The organism is Acinetobacter johnsonii ANC 3681, assembly GCF_000368805.1.
In the GTDB taxonomy this organism is placed as follows: domain Bacteria; phylum Pseudomonadota; class Gammaproteobacteria; order Pseudomonadales; family Moraxellaceae; genus Acinetobacter; species Acinetobacter johnsonii.
Genome location: NZ_KB849708.1, coordinates 109,759 through 126,398, shown reverse-complemented (window position 1 = coordinate 126,398; position 16,640 = coordinate 109,759). Strand labels below are relative to the sequence as shown.

The 16,640-nt window shown below is 39.8% G+C and carries 22 protein-coding genes; 16 read left to right on the top strand and 6 right to left on the bottom strand.

The features are described 5' to 3' along the window. Positions 1-2 precede the first annotated feature (2 nt). Positions 3-398 (top strand): phage tail protein, encoded by a 396-nt coding sequence (locus F946_RS15580; RefSeq protein ID WP_004984419.1) that lies wholly within the window; start codon positions 3-5, stop codon positions 396-398. Then, on the top strand, positions 399-839 hold the full coding sequence (locus F946_RS15575) for a phage virion morphogenesis protein (RefSeq protein WP_004984416.1): 441 nt from the start codon (positions 399-401) through the stop codon (positions 837-839). Here F946_RS15575 and F946_RS15570 read toward each other — a convergent pair. Continuing rightward, positions 836-1,714, bottom strand: coding sequence for a hypothetical protein (locus F946_RS15570; protein ID WP_004984414.1), 879 nt, complete (start codon positions 1,712-1,714; stop codon positions 836-838). The two genes, F946_RS15575 and F946_RS15570, sit on opposite strands and share 4 nt — an antisense overlap. Before the next feature lie 11 nt (positions 1,715-1,725). Next, positions 1,726-2,751, bottom strand: a complete 1,026-nt coding sequence (locus F946_RS15565; protein ID WP_004984409.1) for a hypothetical protein — start codon at positions 2,749-2,751, stop codon at positions 1,726-1,728. Between the two features lie 521 nt (positions 2,752-3,272). Between F946_RS15565 and F946_RS15560 the strand changes: the two genes are divergently transcribed. The 14 genes from F946_RS15560 (at position 3,273) to F946_RS15495 (ending at position 13,665) form a co-directional block, all read left to right on the top strand. Next, positions 3,273-3,812: a phage baseplate assembly protein V gene (locus F946_RS15560; protein ID WP_228128121.1), complete on the top strand. Its 540-nt coding sequence runs from the start codon at positions 3,273-3,275 to the stop codon at positions 3,810-3,812. A 4-nt stretch (positions 3,813-3,816) separates the two neighbouring features. After that, the gene (locus F946_RS15555) at positions 3,817-4,173 is read left to right on the top strand and encodes a GPW/gp25 family protein (RefSeq protein ID WP_228128120.1); all 357 of its coding nucleotides are present in this window, start codon (positions 3,817-3,819) and stop codon (positions 4,171-4,173) included. Beyond that, positions 4,170-5,069: a baseplate assembly protein gene (locus tag F946_RS15550; RefSeq protein WP_004984399.1), complete on the top strand. Its 900-nt coding sequence runs from the start codon at positions 4,170-4,172 to the stop codon at positions 5,067-5,069. Before F946_RS15555 ends, F946_RS15550 begins: the two co-directional genes overlap by 4 nt. After that, entirely contained in the window at positions 5,062-5,586 is a 525-nt protein-coding gene (locus F946_RS15545) for a phage tail protein I (protein WP_004984397.1), read from the top strand. Before F946_RS15550 ends, F946_RS15545 begins: the two co-directional genes overlap by 8 nt. An 8-nt stretch (positions 5,587-5,594) precedes the next feature. Next, the gene (locus F946_RS15540) at positions 5,595-6,518 is read left to right on the top strand and encodes a phage tail-collar fiber domain-containing protein (protein ID WP_004984395.1); all 924 of its coding nucleotides are present in this window, start codon (positions 5,595-5,597) and stop codon (positions 6,516-6,518) included. Beyond that, positions 6,515-6,898, top strand: coding sequence for a hypothetical protein (locus F946_RS15535; protein WP_004984392.1), 384 nt, complete (start codon positions 6,515-6,517; stop codon positions 6,896-6,898). The genes F946_RS15540 and F946_RS15535 overlap by 4 nt, the downstream gene beginning before the upstream one ends. 98 nt (positions 6,899-6,996) lie before the next feature. After that, positions 6,997-8,028, top strand: coding sequence for a phage tail sheath protein (locus F946_RS15530; protein WP_004984390.1), 1,032 nt, complete (start codon positions 6,997-6,999; stop codon positions 8,026-8,028). Between the two features lie 2 nt (positions 8,029-8,030). Next, on the top strand, positions 8,031-8,639 hold the full coding sequence (locus F946_RS15525; RefSeq protein ID WP_004984388.1) for a phage tail sheath C-terminal domain-containing protein: 609 nt from the start codon (positions 8,031-8,033) through the stop codon (positions 8,637-8,639). 19 nt (positions 8,640-8,658) lie between these two features. Then, positions 8,659-9,165, top strand: coding sequence for a phage major tail tube protein (locus F946_RS15520; protein ID WP_004984386.1), 507 nt, complete (start codon positions 8,659-8,661; stop codon positions 9,163-9,165). A gap of 44 nt (positions 9,166-9,209) precedes the next feature. Beyond that, positions 9,210-9,536, top strand: coding sequence for a phage tail assembly protein (locus F946_RS15515; RefSeq protein WP_004984384.1), 327 nt, complete (start codon positions 9,210-9,212; stop codon positions 9,534-9,536). Beyond that, positions 9,533-9,670, top strand: a complete 138-nt coding sequence (locus F946_RS15510) for a GpE family phage tail protein (RefSeq protein ID WP_322783416.1) — start codon at positions 9,533-9,535, stop codon at positions 9,668-9,670. Before F946_RS15515 ends, F946_RS15510 begins: the two co-directional genes overlap by 4 nt. Further along, entirely contained in the window at positions 9,667-12,246 is a 2,580-nt protein-coding gene (locus F946_RS15505; RefSeq protein WP_004984382.1) for a phage tail tape measure protein, read from the top strand. Before F946_RS15510 ends, F946_RS15505 begins: the two co-directional genes overlap by 4 nt. Positions 12,247-12,256: 10 nt before the next feature. After that, complete coding sequence (locus F946_RS15500; RefSeq protein WP_004984381.1) at positions 12,257-12,682, top strand: phage tail protein; 426 nt, start codon at positions 12,257-12,259, stop codon at positions 12,680-12,682. Then, a complete protein-coding gene (locus tag F946_RS15495) occupies positions 12,679-13,665 on the top strand; it encodes a contractile injection system protein, VgrG/Pvc8 family (RefSeq protein ID WP_004984379.1) in 987 nt (328 codons plus the stop codon). The genes F946_RS15500 and F946_RS15495 overlap by 4 nt, the downstream gene beginning before the upstream one ends. Here the strand turns inward: F946_RS15495 and F946_RS15490 are convergent. Genes F946_RS15490 through F946_RS15475 form a run of 4 tightly spaced genes read right to left on the bottom strand, consistent with a single transcriptional unit; the run spans position 13,638 to position 16,555 of the window. Further along, entirely contained in the window at positions 13,638-14,303 is a 666-nt protein-coding gene (locus F946_RS15490; RefSeq protein ID WP_004984377.1) for a hypothetical protein, read from the bottom strand. The two genes, F946_RS15495 and F946_RS15490, sit on opposite strands and share 28 nt — an antisense overlap. A gap of 17 nt (positions 14,304-14,320) precedes the next feature. Beyond that, a complete protein-coding gene (locus tag F946_RS15485; protein ID WP_004984375.1) occupies positions 14,321-15,034 on the bottom strand; it encodes a hypothetical protein in 714 nt (237 codons plus the stop codon). Then, entirely contained in the window at positions 15,021-15,464 is a 444-nt protein-coding gene (locus F946_RS15480; RefSeq protein ID WP_004984372.1) for a hypothetical protein, read from the bottom strand. The genes F946_RS15485 and F946_RS15480 overlap by 14 nt, the downstream gene beginning before the upstream one ends. Before the next feature lie 5 nt (positions 15,465-15,469). Beyond that, positions 15,470-16,555, bottom strand: a complete 1,086-nt coding sequence (locus tag F946_RS15475; protein WP_004984364.1) for a hypothetical protein — start codon at positions 16,553-16,555, stop codon at positions 15,470-15,472. Positions 16,556-16,640 lie beyond the last annotated feature (85 nt).

The window sequence follows — 16,640 nt, the reverse complement described above, 5'->3', positions numbered from 1 at the left end:
GTATGAAAGCTTTAATTCCCTTGAAATCATTTCTTGCAGAAAAATTGCCTGAAATGAGCCAAGACAAATGCCATTTACTCATCGTAAATGGCAACCAAGCTCAAGGCTATATGGAATATACAGTACGGATTTTATTATTGGATTATCGCGGTGATCCAGTTCAAGTCCTGATGTTAGTACGTCATTGGCTACAGTCTAAAAATCTGCATTTGGATGCAGCAAAAAAGGACATTCAAATTTCGTTTAGCAGCGAAATTATTGATACCAATACCTTTGACCTTGAAATTGACTTCCCACAACGAGACAAAATTGTTGCGGGTGAAAATGGGTACCATGTTTGCCCCGAAATGGTCTGGAGTGATGACCTGGATAAATTTGTCCCAGTAGGAACTGAATAAGTGGATGCGATCGTTGGATTAAACCATTGGCTTGACCAAATTGCCCTGCGTTTAGAACCAGGACAACGACGAGAGTTAATGCGTAGACTGGCTCAAGGTTTAAGAATTCGACATCGTGATCGAATCAAGCAGCAGCGTGATCCTGATGGCTATCGATTTATTCCACGCAAGCGCAATCAGATCGGTCGGATTAAGCGTCAAGGTGCGCTGTTTCAAAACATTGGCAAGCATCTTAAAACGGAATATTCATCTGACCATGCTGCCGTCGGTTTTGGTGGACGTACTGCTTTTGTAGCCAAAGTTCACCAAGAGGGCGAGAATATTAAGCCTAATCAATATGTAAAACCCACTCAATACCCAATACGGAAGTTGGTGGGTTTTAGTAAGGATGATGAGAACTGGATTAAATCAGAAATTAATTATTTTTTAATTAATATTTAAACTCTCAAGTCAGTTTTAATTACTTCTACAACAATAAATGCCAACCAGCTTATACACACGCTATTTATACATTCAAAAAACTCATTTGGGCATATTAAATGCTCAGAGGTAAAGCTTTGATCTTTGCCAGTTAAAGCGTGAAAATATTTATTTCTAACATTAACTATAAGGTCTATAACTAAGTTATTTTTTATTGTTACTCTCTCATTTTCTAGGAAAGATTCAGCATTATCTTCGCCAATTAAACTAATTAATGACTGATAATGCAAAGCTTTCCAGTCATCTTCAACTGAAAATAAATTAATTTCCGAGTTGACTGACAGCAGTGTAGAACCCAAGAATGAGGACAGAAACATTTTAAATGCATTTAATTCTTTAGCATCTTTCTTCTCAAAAAACTTCTTCAATTTATCAAAAGTCCCATAATAATCATTTTGCTTAGAAGCCCAAATTAATGGAAAAGCATATGAAATTCTTTCTAGAATTCTGTATATATGAATAAAAGCAGTTTCATTATTTCCCTTCTGTTTTGCAAAAAAATACGAGCAAAACTCAAAAAAAAGTTCTTTATATAAAGCTCTATTTACATTAGCACTAATACAATCTGCTAATTCTTGATTAGTAATATTAAAATACCCCCCTAAGTTCTGATTTAAAGGTTGAATAGAGCCAGGTAATTCATAAAAGTTAAATCTTTGCTCTAAATTTAATTCTTCCTTATTACAATAGATATCTAAGTTACCAGTAAGCAATCTAATTAAAATCAGGTTATAAAATATTGCAACATCAGGGTCATCTTTTAAAATTAACTTTTCTGGTAAACTAGTTAACACACTCGAAGAGAAACACTCTATAGCTTCAAATCTTTCTAACACAAAAGTGTTCCTTATATATTAGATGATACAAAGTCTAAAATTTCATTAACACTTTTGCCTTTAAGTGTCTCATAGTTTGAAATAAACTCTTTTACAGCATTACGTCTATACATCCCTAATTTAATCTTTGAAGAGTCAAAACTTTTAAAAACTTCATCAAATTTTTCCAGATTATCTTTAAATCCTTCTACTGACTCTTCATCAAGACTGGAAAATGAATCTCTAACGCCTACACAAAAGCCTATTAAATTGTTAGATACTCTAAACCACTTTAATGTTTCAGCCGTATCATCACTATCAATAAAAGAAAATATTAAATTTATGACACTAGAAAAATCAATTTGTTTTTCTTCGAATGATTCCATTATTTTTTCAGCAATAAGCTCTTCCAACTTACTCTCAATAATCTTATTATTATCAATATTAGTAGAGTTGCTTATAAATGCTAAATATGCTTTTACAATATCAGCACGACCAATAGAATCTTTACGATAACCTTCTCTTTCAGTTGATATCTTCTCTTCAAAACTTTCAAACAGTGGATCATTTACAGTTAAAATTTCTATTTGGTGCTTGGGTGTCATTGGTTTTTGCCCATTATTTAGCGTAATCATTCGATACAGTAAATTATCCATAGATGGGCATATAAGAATATTGAGAACTATTAATCCACTTTGTTTTATATTGTCAGGTATATCTGCCTCTATCCTTTGTAATGTGCTAAGCCTTTGAATACCATCCAATATAAAGGCTTGATCAATATTCCTATTCACATAGTCAGTTATTTCAGAAATATCAATTCCTTTTAAATCCCGACTCTCAACAAATGCAACTGTGATTGGTGGCATTATACAACCAACTTTTAAATCTGCTTCTAATCTTTGATAAATTTTTGAATCTAATAATCTTCTTTGAATGGCTAATTTATCAATTAAGTGAGACAGTTTATCTATTGCAAAACTATAAGTTGTAGATGCAACAACAAAATTACTCTGAATAACATTATCATATGTTAAATCATAAACTTGGATTGACATACTTGTTTACTCTAATGATTTTAGAAAGGTTTATTTTGAGAAAAATATAACAATGTTGACATGCTATCAATTTTTGAGGAAATATAAAACTATCAGCCACATGGTGGTCGAGATTGGCATCTCGAAATTGAATATGAAGCAGACAATCCACTGCTGAAGTGGTATTTTTTTGTCTGTAGATTTGATATACCTCGCTATAGTAGATCGTACGATGGGATCTTGTGTCCACCGTCTTTGCTTTGCGTTCAACGGTACGCCAACTTCGTTCGGTCTGCCACCTCATTGGCGTAGGGTGGAATAAAAACCAATTGAATACAAGGCTACATCATCATGAATAATAATTTAACAGCACAAAATCGTCTCGTTAAAATTTTCTATCAACGCATCAAATCAGCAAACTTTGCTCACCTTTCTCTAAAAATGAAAAATCCTGAATAAACGTTAAACAGGATATAGCTCCTCGCACTTTAAAACTAAATTGCCCATGATTTCGGTCATGGGCAATTTACGTTTATATGAGCATGAATAATCAACTTTTACGCCAGTTTCAGAATCTCGCTTGCATCGGTACAGTCATTGCCGTCGATGCATCTGCATGGAAAATGCGCTTAAAAATTGATGAAAATGAAACGGATTGGATTCCCATTCCAACGATGGCTGCAGGCATCGTCAAAATTTGGCGATGCCCATCGTTAGGAGAGCAATTTTCCGTATCAGCACAAGGCGGTGAGCTCACCAGTGCGGTACCACAAATCAGCCTTTTCTCTGAAACATTCCCACCTCCAAGTACAGATCCCGATGAAGTATTTGTACAAATCGGTGAGTATTTTTTTAAGGTCAATATTGCTTCAGGCGAAGCAGTTTTCAAACTCAGCAAATGCGTTTTTGATGTGCCTGAAACAGTCTTTACTGGAACAGTGCATGCAGAAGAAACAATTTCATCGGCTGTCGACGTTATCGCAAAAAATGTGAGTTTGATCAATCACCCTCATGGCAACGTCATGAACGGAAATGGTCAAACGGCCAAACCAATCCCAACTGGAGGCGAGTCCAATGGTTAAAGGTATGTCTCGTCATACAGGCAGAGCTATTTCAGATGATGGCCAGCTCCCTGCTCATTTACAGCAATCTTTGCATGATCTTTTAACGACTTTAATTGGTACACGTTTGTGCCGTCGAAACTATGGCTCACTGGTACCTGATCTGATTGACCAACCCTGCAATAACTTTACCAAACTTAAAATCATGAATGCTTCAGCGACAGCGGTCGTTCGTTTTGAACCGCGTATCAAAATTAAGCAAGTTCAAGTTTCAAGTACAAATCAGGCCAGTGCTTGGGACATTACCATCATTGGAAATTACATCAGCCAATACCGTGAACAAGCATTTTCTCAAGCCTTTACTATTGGAGCTGCTGCATGAGTTCTCTCAATCGCGTCGATCTTTCATCACTCCCTTTTCCAAACGTCCTCGAGCAGCTCGATTTTGAGGATGAACTTCAGCAGTGTAAAAATGATATTTTGGCGCGTGATCCTGAGCTTGCCGAGGCACTTAATTTTGAAAGTGAACCGATTGTTAAAGTGCTCGAAACATTCGCCTATCGTCTTTTGCTTAAAACTGGCCAAATCAATGCTAAATCCAAAGCGCTCATGCTGGCCTACGCAACAGGATCGGATTTAGACCATTTAGCTGCAAACCGAGATGTCTATCGAAAAACAATTATCCCTGCACAACCCAATGCAAATCCCCCTATTGATGCAGTGATGGAATCTGACGAGGATTTACGTCGTCGGACACATTTACAGCCTGAAAGCATGTCGGCTGGATCAACTGGAGCGTATCAATTTTGGGGACTCAGTGCGCATGGCCATGTCAAAGATATCTCCGTCGAAACGCCACAAGAAGGTCATGTCAACATTTGGGTTCAAAGCCATATGGATGAGGTTGCACCCCAAACCTTACTGGATGTGGTAGACCAATCGCTTGATCCTGATACGCGTCGTCCCTTTACAGATGAAGTCGATATCAAAGCAGCCACACCACATGAATGGCAATTGAACGCGACCTTGGTGCTTTTCCCTGGTCCTGATTCTGCCGTGGTTAAAGCAGCTGCTGAAGCGGATGCTCAAGCGTATATTGAAACAATTTCTTCACTTGGTTATGACGTTGCCCGCAGCGGACTGTTTCATGCATTGCATCAAGGTGGTGTTCAAAATGTCCTTCTGAATAGTCCAGCTACAGATATTATTTTGCCGAAGAATAAATATTCAAAATGCACAGAGGTCACAATCAATATTGTGGAGTTCCGCGATGTCTAAACTATTGCCTCCCAATGCAACCAAACTTGAAAAAAACATAGAGCAGCTTGGTGAAAAGATTTCCAACCTTCCAGTACCTTTTGTCGATTTACATCGTATTGATCGTTGTCCTGTTGCTCATTTACCGTGGCTTGCATGGCAACACCGTGTCGAATATTGGTTACCTGAATGGAGTGAGCAAGAAAAGCGAAATGCGATCCAACAAAGCCAATCCTTTAATGCACAGCGCGGAACACGATCGTCAATTAAAAGCCTGCTCGGTACCGTAGTCACGTTTTTCCAAATCAAAGCATGGTACGAATTTACCCCCAAGCACCAACCTTTTTCATTCGTGGTGATTATTGATCCACTCCATCTACTCAGTATTGATCAACTTTTACAAGTACAAACCGCAATTGAGGCAACCAAATCTGCGCGGGATAACTATTCCATTTCTGCCCATGTTCAGTCCGAAGGCTATTTATGGCTGGGTGGTGCATGCGTCACGGGTGAAACGGTTTATATGGAAGCAATTTAGGAAAACATATGCCCTCTAAATATTATTTGACCTTGACCAATTATGGCTCGGATCTCATTGCCCAAGCGCATGAGTCTACCCCACTCAATTTAAAAAACTTAGTGATTGGCGATGCCAATGGCGTCCCCTATGACCCATTGACTGCAATTGACCGTACGCATTTGGTCAATCAAAAAGCCAGCGTCCTTATTCAAAATCTAGAAAAAGTTGAAAATATTGTTCGTGTCACCGCCACTGTTGGGGCGAACATTGGGGGCTTTAATATCCATGAAATTGGACTGACAGATGAAACTGGCCAGTTGGTGTACATTGGCAATTACCATGGTGGCTATAAGTCTCTTTTTGAAGATGGTGCAGGTGGTGAACTTTCATTTTCAATCGACATCAAAGGCGAAGCTGCCAACAAGATTAATTTGACTATCGATCCCAATATTATTACTGCAACCCAAGCATGGGTAGCACGTAACTATGTCAAAGTCATAGATGTAATCGACAATTTAACGAGTGAAGATGCTGATAAACCCGTCTCTGCCAAGCAGGCTAAACATCTACAAGACCACAAGTTAGATAAAGATGAAAATGCTGTCAGTGCATCCAAATTAGAAACAGCCCGCATGATCAATGGCATTGAATTTGATGGAACACAAGACATTAACTTGCCCACATTAGGAACAAGGTCACCCGTTGATGTCACCGCTCTTCGTGCTTTAAATACGGTATATACCAACACTGATCCTACACCAAGATTTGTCTTCATCTTTGGTGGCAGCTCCAACAGTGCTCGTAACGAGATCATTGTAGATGGCGTCATCGTATCTGAAATCCAAGCAGCAAATAATTACTACGACTCTTCCACTATGGTTGGCGTCGTGAACCCGGGTAAAGAATATGAAGTTACAGGATCAGACATTTCGAGATGGGTGGAGCAATGAGAAATTTTTTTAAAAAAGATGGACGAATATATGAATTTGAGCCTGATGGTTCTCAAGATCATTTAATCACAGATGGGATGATTAGATTAACTGAAGATGAGGTTTTCCTGCATTTGAATCCCGTGCTTACGCAAACTGAAAAAAGATTACAAATGCCGTTTCTCAAGCCCGCTGACTTTGAAATTAAACTGTATCAGGAGGGCAAGTATGAATTAGTTAAGGACTACATCGATACTCATGCCAGTCTACCCGTTCAAATTGCGTATAACAGAGCCACTTATTACAACCGAACCGACCCTTTTATCTTGGTGATTATGAATGATTTAAACATTACAGATGATGAAATGGACGCAATATGGGAGTCAGAATTAAAATTCTAAAATCCTGATTAAAGCTTATTCAGGATTGCCTTCATAGCAAAAGATAGCCCTTCAATTCATGATGATTTCAAAAGTAATTCAACTTTTATGGAGTCATCATGACAGAGTTTCACCACGGTATTACAGCGCGAGAATCCGCTGCTGGAAAAATTCCAATTCGCAATTCTGATACCAATATTATGGCGATGGTTGCCTATGCAGATGATGCAGATGAAGACGCATTTCCGCTCAATACCCCCGTACTGGTTACCTCGGTCAACCGTGTTTTACCCAAAGCCGGTGCAATGGGAAATTTACGAAAAAACCTAGAAATCATTAGCGCAATAACCTCTCCAACCTTGGTCGTGATTCGTATTGCTGATCCATATACAGAGGGTGAATTTGATCAATCAGTCGTGATTGGTACTACCGCAGACAATGGCAAACGTACTGGCTTACAAGCCTTGCTCACCGTCAAATCACAATTAGGCATCACCCCGAAGATTATTTGTGTTTCTGATACTGAAACCATCGATGTTGCAAACGCCTTAGGTGCAATCTGTAAAAAATTACGCGCTTATTCTTATATCACTCCGCGTGATGCTGATGGCGTGGTTTTTGAAGATCCTGAAGATGTGGTGAATTTCCGAAATATGTTGGCATTTCGAGAAATTGAATTGATCTGGCCTGAATGGACCAGTGGCAATGTACTGCTTGGGGAGGATACAAATACGGTCTTAAGTCCGACAAAGATTTATATTCAGCAAACGGATATTGATGGCGGAAATTTAACCTACGACCTCTATATTCAAGGCAATAAAATCGAGAGTAACGAATTCGTCAACACAATGGGGCAAGCTGACTCCCGTGCCGTCTTTTTTGATCTCGTTAAAAAAATTGTAGCCAATTACATACCGCCTATTCGTGTTGTTGATGCTGGCGGTGGTATCGGGCACTTTCAAGCTGTAGCTAACTACGTGACTGGTGGAAACGGTTTATCAGCACATGGCCTCATTCGAATTGTCTTAAAACGTAACTCCCAACAAGAACAAGACATATTCCCTCTGTTTATTGACCAAGACACAGGCCTTCCACTCGCTAGTCCTGTGGAACTTGTTTCACTTGGCGAGTCTATGTTCCCAGGATTTTAATTATGGCTCTTAAATACGGACCAGGCATTTTAACCGCTGCCGTTGTTGCTGCAGCGCTACGTGCAGAAACTGACAAAAAAGTCGGTTGGCATAAATCGCTTTCAAATATTCCAGTCGTCGGTCCGACTGGCATTAGTCAGCCGATTACATGGGATCTTGAAGATCCCGATACCGATGCGGGCTATCTCAACAGTAAAGATATCACCACCATGATTTTGCATGATGGTGCTCGTTTTTGGGGTAACCACAATTGCTCAGACGATCCACGCTTTGCTTTTGAAGTGGCGACCCGAACTGCACAGTTCTTGTTAGACACCATCATTAATGGCTGTTTTCCATTTGTCGACCAACCGCTTACGCCTTTCTTGGCCAAAGACATTATTGATTCGATCAATGCCAAATTGACCGAGCATGTCAATGCCAAGCGCCTGCTTGGGGCTTCTGTTTGGTATGACCCTGCTGAAAATACTATTGAAAACTTATCGCAAGGTTTGATGTGGATTGACTACGACTACACCCCAGTTCCAACACTGGAAAACTTAGGTCTCAATCAACGCATTACCGACCGTTATTTGGTCAACTTTGATCAACTCATCAATAACGCGGCATAACGTATAGGAGCTGGATGCAATGCTTCCACGTACTTTGAAAAATTTTAATGTGTTCGTAGATACACATTCATGGGCAGGTGTCGCAGAAAGCGTCACCATTCCCAAAATCACCAAGAAAACCGAGGACTTTCGTGGCGCAGGCATGATTGGTGATGTGGCACTGTCAATGGGCTATGAAAAGCTTGAAGGTGAAGTGGTTTATGCAGGCTTTGATATAAAACAGTACCGCCAGTTAGGTGTCTGTGGCACATCGGATCTGCCTGTCCGTTTTGTTGGAATGTATGAACGTCAGGACAATTGCACATCGCAAATTGTAGAAATTTATACCCGTGGCCAAGCGATTGAACTTGATCCTGGTGATTCCAAAAATGGCGAAAAGACAGAAATCAAAATGTCTTACAACTATACCTATTACCGCATGGAAGTGGATGGTGTAGTCGAAGTCGAACTGGATTTCATTAATGGTACTGAACGTTTCGGTGAAACGGATGTAGCCAAAAGCATCAAAGAATTGCTTGGTCTATAAGACCAGGCATTCCCTCTCCCTAATATTTCTAATGAGCATATGACATGACCCCTGAAGCACAACAACAAAACCAAGACACGATTCTAGACCCGAACCTCCGCACCATCACTTTTGACGAAGGCTTTAAGCGCGGTGAACAGACCGTTACTGAAATCGTGATCCGTAAACCCAAAACCCGTGCCCTTCGTGGACTCACATTGGTGAACGTGTTGCAACTCGATGTCGACACTTTGGCAAAACTGGCTCCGCGTATTACCACACCAACCATGACTGAAAATGACGTGTATGAACTGGCACCTTCAGATCTCACCAAGTTGTCAAAGGAAGTGATCGGTTTTTTTGTGAAGGCCGAGGACGAAGACTTCCAATAAGTGTCGATGAAATTATTGCAGATTTAGCCGTGGTGTTCGGTTGGACACCCGACGTCTGTGATGACTATGAACTGGATGAATTGATGGACTGGCATGAACGTGCGCGGGCACGTTGGGAAACAGAGAGCAAATGAGTCAAATTAGCCTAAAAGCCATGTTAGAACTGGTGGACAAAGCCACTGCCCCACTTAAAGACATCATGGGTTCAAGTGAAAAGACCTCAGATGCCTTGCGTACCCAACGCGAAGAATTAAAGAAATTGAGCAAGTCTCAATCTGATATTACCTCTTTCCGTCGTTTATCCAGTGCACTTAAAGGTACTCAAAAGGACTTAGAATCGGCACAGCAGACCGTTGCTCAACTTGCCCAAGCACATGCCAATGTTGCCAAACCTACTCGGGCAATGACCAAAGAATTTGAAAAAGCCAAACAAACGGTTAAGGATTTAAAACAGGCAGAGCATGATCAGCTTCGGCAATTGCAAATGCTTCGTACGGGCTTAAATCAGGCAGGTATCAGTACCAAGTCCCTGAGTCGTGATGAACGTGACTTAAAGGCAAAAGTGGATACAGCGACGCAAGCTTTACAACGCAAGAAAGCTCAACTCGATAAACAAGTTGCCAGTCAAAAACGACTCAATGACCTCGTTCAGCAACATAAAAATGCACAGGACTTAATTGGCAAAGTCTCTGACACTGGAGTACGTGCAGGTGCAGCAGCTGCAGTTGGTGCAGGTGCTTTAGGTGTCCCCATCAAGGCTTTTGCTGAAGCAGAAGATGCAGCGACGACTTTAAAAGTCTCCATGATGCAATCGAATGGCCAAGTGGCCAAAGAATTTACAGCCATCAATGAACTGGCCAATAAGTTAGGCACACAACTTCCTGGTACAACGGCAGACTTCCAATTAATGATGTCAAAGCTTGTCCAGCAAGGTATCAGCTATAAAGCCATTCTTGGCGGTGTAGGTCAGGCTGCAGGCTATTTGGCCGTACAACTGAAAATGCCTTTTGAAGATGCTGCTGAGTTTGCTGCAAAAATGCAGGATGCCACCAAAACCTCAGAAAAAGACATGCTCAGTTTAATGGATACGATTCAGCGATCGTATTACTTGGGTGTCGACTCCACCAATATGCTGCAAGGTTTTTCCAAACTATCAGCAGGTATGAAAACCATCAAAGCCGAGGGCTTAAAAGGTGCTCAGGCGATGGCTCCCCTCTTGGTCATGGCAGATCAAGCAGCAATGGCGGGTGAATCTGCAGGTAATGCCTACAGTAAGATTTTTGCATCGATGATGGACAGCAAAGGCATTAAAAAGGCCTTGAAAGGTTCAGGTATGACCATGAACTTTACCAATGGCAAAGGTGAGTTCGGTGGACTGGACAATATGTTCAAGCAGCTTGAAAAACTCAAAGGCCTTTCAACCGAAGCACGTTTGCCGATCCTATCGGGTATGTTCGGCAATGATGCAGAAACTATCCAAGCCTTAAACCTACTGATCGACAAAGGCAAAGCGGGCTATAACGAAACCTTAGCAAAAATGAATGCTCAAGCCGACCTGCAGAAACGTGTTAATGAGCAGCTCGGTACGTTAAAAAATCTATGGGATGCAGCTTCAGGAACTTTCACCAGTGCCATGACGAACTTCGGTGCTGCGATCGCACCTGAGCTAAAACAAGTCGTCACTGGCTTAACGGATATGACTGAAAAATTGGGAGCCTGGTCTAAAGAAAATCCTCAATTGTCGAATGCCATTATGAAGACCATTGCCATTATCGTGATTCTCCTTGCTGCGTTTAGTGCCCTATCGCTTGCATTGGTGACCATACTCGGTCCAATGGCTTTATTACGTCTGACGTTTGGCGTACTAGCCAAAGGCTTCGGTCTGATTAATATCATCAAGCTGATTGGCTCGGCCTTTATGTGGCTTGGAAAAGGCATCTTTTTTGTCGGTCGTTTAATGATGGCCAACCCTCTATTTTTAGCGATCGGACTTTTGGCCACGGCAGCCTTTTTGATTTATCGCAATTGGGGTTCCATCAAACAATTCTTTGCGGACATTTGGAATTCCATTGGCACTTCAGGCATGACGACCACACAAAAGATCGTTTTATTTTTTCAGCTTGCCCTCCAAAAAATTACCACCTTAATTTTGAACTGGTCTCCGATCGGCCTGTTTTATCGCGCCTTTGCTGCGGTGATGAATTACTTTGGGGTGCAATTACCAAGTACCTTTACAGGCTTTGGCCAAATGCTGATGCAAGGACTGGCCAACGGCATCAGTAATGGCATTGCAGGCGTGATTGGTAAAGCCAAAGCTGCAGCAGCTCAAGTCACTAATACAGTAAAAGGTGCTTTTGGCATCCACTCCCCTTCCCGTGTTTTTGCCCAATTGGGGGCATACAACATGCAAGGTTTAGCGAACGGCATCTCAAACAATAGCCATCTGGCCAGCAATGCAATCGGCACAGCAAGTCAGGATATGTTGGGCTTTTTTGATACCAGTGCTTTTAGTTTTGACCAACGTCCATCTATTTCAGCCAGTACCAAAAATGTCTCTGCAACAGCAGCTCCAGTGCAGCAAATTTTTAATATTTATGCTGCACCGGGTATGGATGAAAATGCGTTAGCACAATTGGTGGCAATGGAAGTGGCCAAGGCGCAGCGCATGCAACAACCAAGCAACGTCCGCAGCTATAGCGACAACGATTAAGGGGACAATCATGTTGATGAGTTTAGGACAATTCATTTTTAAGACCAGCACATTGGCCTTTCAAGAGATCCAACGCCAACGCTCATGGAGCTATGCCGAAAATGCCGTGGCCAATGGACGTGCGAAAAAGCAGTTCACTGGTGCAGGTTCAGACACGGTGACAATGCCTGGTCTCATTTACGAAGAATATGGCTTCGGTACACGCTTTGCGCTAGATGAGTTGGCAAGCATGGCCGATACAGGACAAGGCTATGTGTTGATGGATGGTTCAGGTTATTTATACGGTGTCTTTGTCATCGACAGCATCGACGAAACCAAATCCATTTTGATGGACAACGGTGTCCCACGTAAGGTCGATTACACCCTGAAGCTGAGCCGTGTTGATGATGAACGTATTGAAATGCAATCTGCACCACAACAGGAAGGTTCAGCATGATTAAAACGCCTGTATGTATGATTAGTGCTGACAATAAACCGTTAAATGAGCTTATTTCTAAGCGAATTTTAAGCGTCACCGTGACAGATAATCGCGCCAATGAAGCAGATGAATTGAGTATCGTGCTCGATGACCATGACGGGGCATTACAACTGCCTAAACGTGGTGTACGACTGAATTGTCTAATGGGTTTTAAAGGCGAAGGCTTACACGATAAAGGAGACTTTATTGTCGATGAGACTGAATGGTCAGGTACACCCGATCAAATCACCATTAAAGCCTCCAGTGCCAATTTTAAAAGCAACATCAAAGAAGCCAAGTCTAAGTCATACCACCGTAAAACTTTTGGTGCTATTGCGACTGAAATCGCGCAAAACCATAAACTGACGCTGGTCATGGCAGCAACTCTAAAGGAGATTGCTTTAAGCCATATTGACCAAACCAATGAGTCGGATCTCAACCTCCTGCAACGACTGGCCAAACAAAATGGTGCAGAGATGGCGGTGAAAAAAGATCGGCTTTTAATCTTTACCGCAGGTAGTGCAAAAACCGCTTCGGGTAAAAATTTACCGACAATCACTTTGACCAGGAACAGTGGTGACCAATTTCGTTACAGTGAGCAGGATCGTGAGTCCGACCATACTGGTGTATCAGCCAGTTATCAGGACACAGGCAAAGCCAAACGTGAAAAGGTGGTTAATGGTGATAAGGGAAAAATTAAACACTTAAAAGGGACGTTTGCTAACAAAGCTGAAGCAGAACGTGCGAGTGCTGCAAAGATGGCAGAGATTAAGCGTCAAATGGCGAAATTCAGTATCAATTTGGCTTATGGGCGACCTGAGATCAGTACTGAGTCTCCAATCAAACTACAGGGCTTTAAAGCTGAGGTAGATAAGCTAAAATGGATCGTTGAAAAAGCCACTCATAGCTATGCTAAAAGTGGTGGATTTACTACTCAATTAGACCTTGAAGCTCGTGTTTGAATTTCTGGTTCTTCAGGGCGATACTCTACATTTAACTTGTTATAAATGTTTAAAGCAGCATCAGCACTCCAAAAAAATATCCAAATAGAAGAAATTGTTAAAATGAATAAAGATAAAGAAAAAATAAATCCTAAAAAGTAAACACTTGAATTTACAGGAATAGGATTTACATACGGCAGCCATGTTAATATTGCAACTAACATATCATTTAGGTACAAAATCACTAGTGATAGAAAATATGAAACCGCAAGAAAAATCATTAACTTAATGAGTTGTGATTTAGTGTAATGAGTTACAAAGGTGGTTTTATCCTCAATAGTTTCTATCTTTATCAACTTTCTCGCAGTAATCACATCTTCAATTACTATAAAAAAACGCTGTGGGTAATTTGCAATCACATAGTCAACTTCAATGTGCCCTACTTTCTCAGATCCAACTAAAAGCTGTGCTGCACAGTCCCTTTCTATTTTTTCTTTATCAGAGTTATAGTAATTATCAAGATACTCTTTTACAGCATCTAACCTACTTAAATAAAATTTTCTTCGATGTGTAAAACGCTTACCTTTATCTAACCAAACAATAAATGGGACCAAAGCAACTAAGACAGTTGTAATTTTTATTAAATTATCTAAATTCACGAATGAACCTTTTAAAATTAAAAATCTATTCTAATATCCAAACAGCAATGTCGAATCTTGTACTTGATACCAGTTTTATGATGATCATGCTCAGAAACAAAAATTAGCGGATAGTCAGCACGATAGTTATAAGTAAAGTTCTTCAATCTAGCAGCTGAATCAATTGAAATTTGCTGAAGATACTCCTGCCATTGTGTAACTACCTCCATAACATTGTATTGTGTACTATTTAAATAAATTAGTACGCCTCCACTTTCGTTCGGATTACCAAGGGAATAGTCATTTACTAACTGATATAAGCCTTTTTCACTATATTTTTTTCCTCCATATAGTTTAGCCTCGCCTAACCACTTAAATTTTTTGTTTTGGCTTCGTACTAAAATATCAACATGCCCGTTGTGATTTGGATCGTGCTCAGCGATAAATCCACTTTCATCTAACATATGAGCAATTTGACAGGAAATATCATCTTCTAACTTCTTTTCTAATAGCTCTAAATGAAGTTTTAACTCTTTAGGATCCTGAATATTTCTTTTAGCAGAATCACATAGTTCATTAAATGTTTTAACAGATGAGTTTTTCTTTGCAGATGAGCAAACTTTTTCTGATGCAAGTACTAATTTATCTTCCAAAAGATTTAGAAATTCTTCATGCGAATCTACATTTATGATTTTTATCAGTGTGTGAACTAAAGGATGAGCATGCAAAGGATTTGAATCATATTGAGTCATTTTTATGATCCAAGAAATACTTTGTAACGGCAAAAAACGGTATAACCTCTTCGAAAAATTGATCCTCGGTTAGTTCGACTCCAGTATATGGATGTGAAAACTGTTTAGAATTGATCATTCTAAGCACTTTCTCTTTTCTTACTTCTACGTATCTATCTTCGACTGCTTTCCACGCTGAAAAACCCTGATCAAGAATCTTGATATCCTCTCGGGTCAAATAAAATACGCTAGTAATAAAATCTTCGTCACTGATCTTTTGATCAATATTTTCACGTAATTCATCAAAACTAAAACTGACCTCTAGGTCTCTGCCAGCCACTATTAGATAATCTAGAATTAAAAAACAGCTATAACGTACTTCAGAGAATTCAGAAAATTTCTGATCCCTAATTATCTTATGAAAATAGCTGTTTTTTATTTCATAGTTCATGGCTTTTATCTATTAGCTAATATCTTATCGATTATAAAACTATAATCTTTATAAGATTTTATATCGAAAATATGCGCTTCATATAAACTTTTCAAACCAGGTTTATTGAAATATCGATAGTGTATTCCTGCATAAACTTGGGGCCATTTATTTGTTACTCTTTCAAATCGCTTACTGATGCGATATGGACGAATTTTGCCACCCAAAGCCTCTTCTGCGGCTTTACCTCTTAAGTGATACTCAGCTTTTCGGATATCACGAGCTCGATCTCTCAAAGTTTCATGGTGGTTATTTTTTGAAGTAGAGAATGAAGCAGATGTTACCTCTCCTTCGTCATTATCATAGAATTTTTGTATAGCGTTATAAAGGTTTTCGAATTGAGCTTTTTCTGGTAAACGACAGTTCGTGACGCCAGCAACGTCGAAAGCTTTGTTAATACTAGTAATGAGTTTATGAAAAAATTTGTCAACAGCATTAGCTAAAACAATACTTCCCAAGTCTAACTGTAAAATTACACGATTATTTTTCGTATCTACAATTACAGCATCATAGCAAGTCACTTTGACAGGTCTATAACCAATTACACGATTATATTTATCTAAGACAGAGGCTAGTTCACCTAAATCGCTTTCTGTTAATTCTTTACGCTCTGATATTTCACGTATTATTTGAAAACAATAGATCGAAACATCATTTCCAACATCATAACTACTATCTGCAATGTATTCAGAGTCCTCGAATGCATCATCTACACTATAGACTTCACTAAATGCATTATTAAACTCATCTGATTCACCATCGAGCAAACGATCAAAAATCATGATGAGCTTGTCATCATACAAGATGTGATTAGTTAAAAGTTTATCTACTTTTTCTGTAATATTAGATGCAGCGTCATCACCGCAACTCGCGGCTGCAGCCGTCAATGAACTCCATCTATGAATTACATCAACCCCTTCTTTTTCAAAAATTTCTTCAACAATAGAAAGATCAATTCTACGTTCTTCACAGATTTTAATATTATCAATTAAGGCTTTTCGCGGGCGATTACTATCATCTTGTTCAATTTTAAGTGCTGTTTGATCAGTCATTTTTATAACTTTACATGATTTTTAACATAGTTAAATGTATAACAATTTAACAAAAGAATCATCATGTATTCGACTAATTGTTATT

Bases quoted from the DNA above. Each gene is read 5' to 3' on its own strand.
- F946_RS15550 (WP_004984399.1), top strand. From the start codon at position 4,170: ATGAGTTCTCTCAATCGCGTCGATCTTTCATCACTCCCTTTTCCAAAC.
- F946_RS15560 (WP_228128121.1), top strand. From the start codon at position 3,273: ATGAATAATCAACTTTTACGCCAGTTTCAGAATCTCGCTTGCATCGGT.
- F946_RS15530 (WP_004984390.1), top strand. From the start codon at position 6,997: ATGACAGAGTTTCACCACGGTATTACAGCGCGAGAATCCGCTGCTGGA.
- F946_RS15480 (WP_004984372.1), bottom strand. From the start codon at position 15,464: ATGAACTATGAAATAAAAAACAGCTATTTTCATAAGATAATTAGGGAT.
- F946_RS15485 (WP_004984375.1), bottom strand. From the start codon at position 15,034: ATGACTCAATATGATTCAAATCCTTTGCATGCTCATCCTTTAGTTCAC.
- F946_RS15540 (WP_004984395.1), top strand. From the start codon at position 5,595: ATGCCCTCTAAATATTATTTGACCTTGACCAATTATGGCTCGGATCTC.
- F946_RS15545 (WP_004984397.1), top strand. From the start codon at position 5,062: ATGTCTAAACTATTGCCTCCCAATGCAACCAAACTTGAAAAAAACATA.
- F946_RS15475 (WP_004984364.1), bottom strand. From the start codon at position 16,555: ATGACTGATCAAACAGCACTTAAAATTGAACAAGATGATAGTAATCGC.
- F946_RS15500 (WP_004984381.1), top strand. From the start codon at position 12,257: ATGTTGATGAGTTTAGGACAATTCATTTTTAAGACCAGCACATTGGCC.
- F946_RS15505 (WP_004984382.1), top strand. From the start codon at position 9,667: ATGAGTCAAATTAGCCTAAAAGCCATGTTAGAACTGGTGGACAAAGCC.
- F946_RS15535 (WP_004984392.1), top strand. From the start codon at position 6,515: ATGAGAAATTTTTTTAAAAAAGATGGACGAATATATGAATTTGAGCCT.
- F946_RS15495 (WP_004984379.1), top strand. From the start codon at position 12,679: ATGATTAAAACGCCTGTATGTATGATTAGTGCTGACAATAAACCGTTA.
- F946_RS15520 (WP_004984386.1), top strand. From the start codon at position 8,659: ATGCTTCCACGTACTTTGAAAAATTTTAATGTGTTCGTAGATACACAT.
- F946_RS15515 (WP_004984384.1), top strand. From the start codon at position 9,210: ATGACCCCTGAAGCACAACAACAAAACCAAGACACGATTCTAGACCCG.
- F946_RS15580 (WP_004984419.1), top strand. From the start codon at position 3: ATGAAAGCTTTAATTCCCTTGAAATCATTTCTTGCAGAAAAATTGCCT.
- F946_RS15565 (WP_004984409.1), bottom strand. From the start codon at position 2,751: ATGTCAATCCAAGTTTATGATTTAACATATGATAATGTTATTCAGAGT.
- F946_RS15525 (WP_004984388.1), top strand. From the start codon at position 8,031: ATGGCTCTTAAATACGGACCAGGCATTTTAACCGCTGCCGTTGTTGCT.
- F946_RS15555 (WP_228128120.1), top strand. From the start codon at position 3,817: ATGTCTCGTCATACAGGCAGAGCTATTTCAGATGATGGCCAGCTCCCT.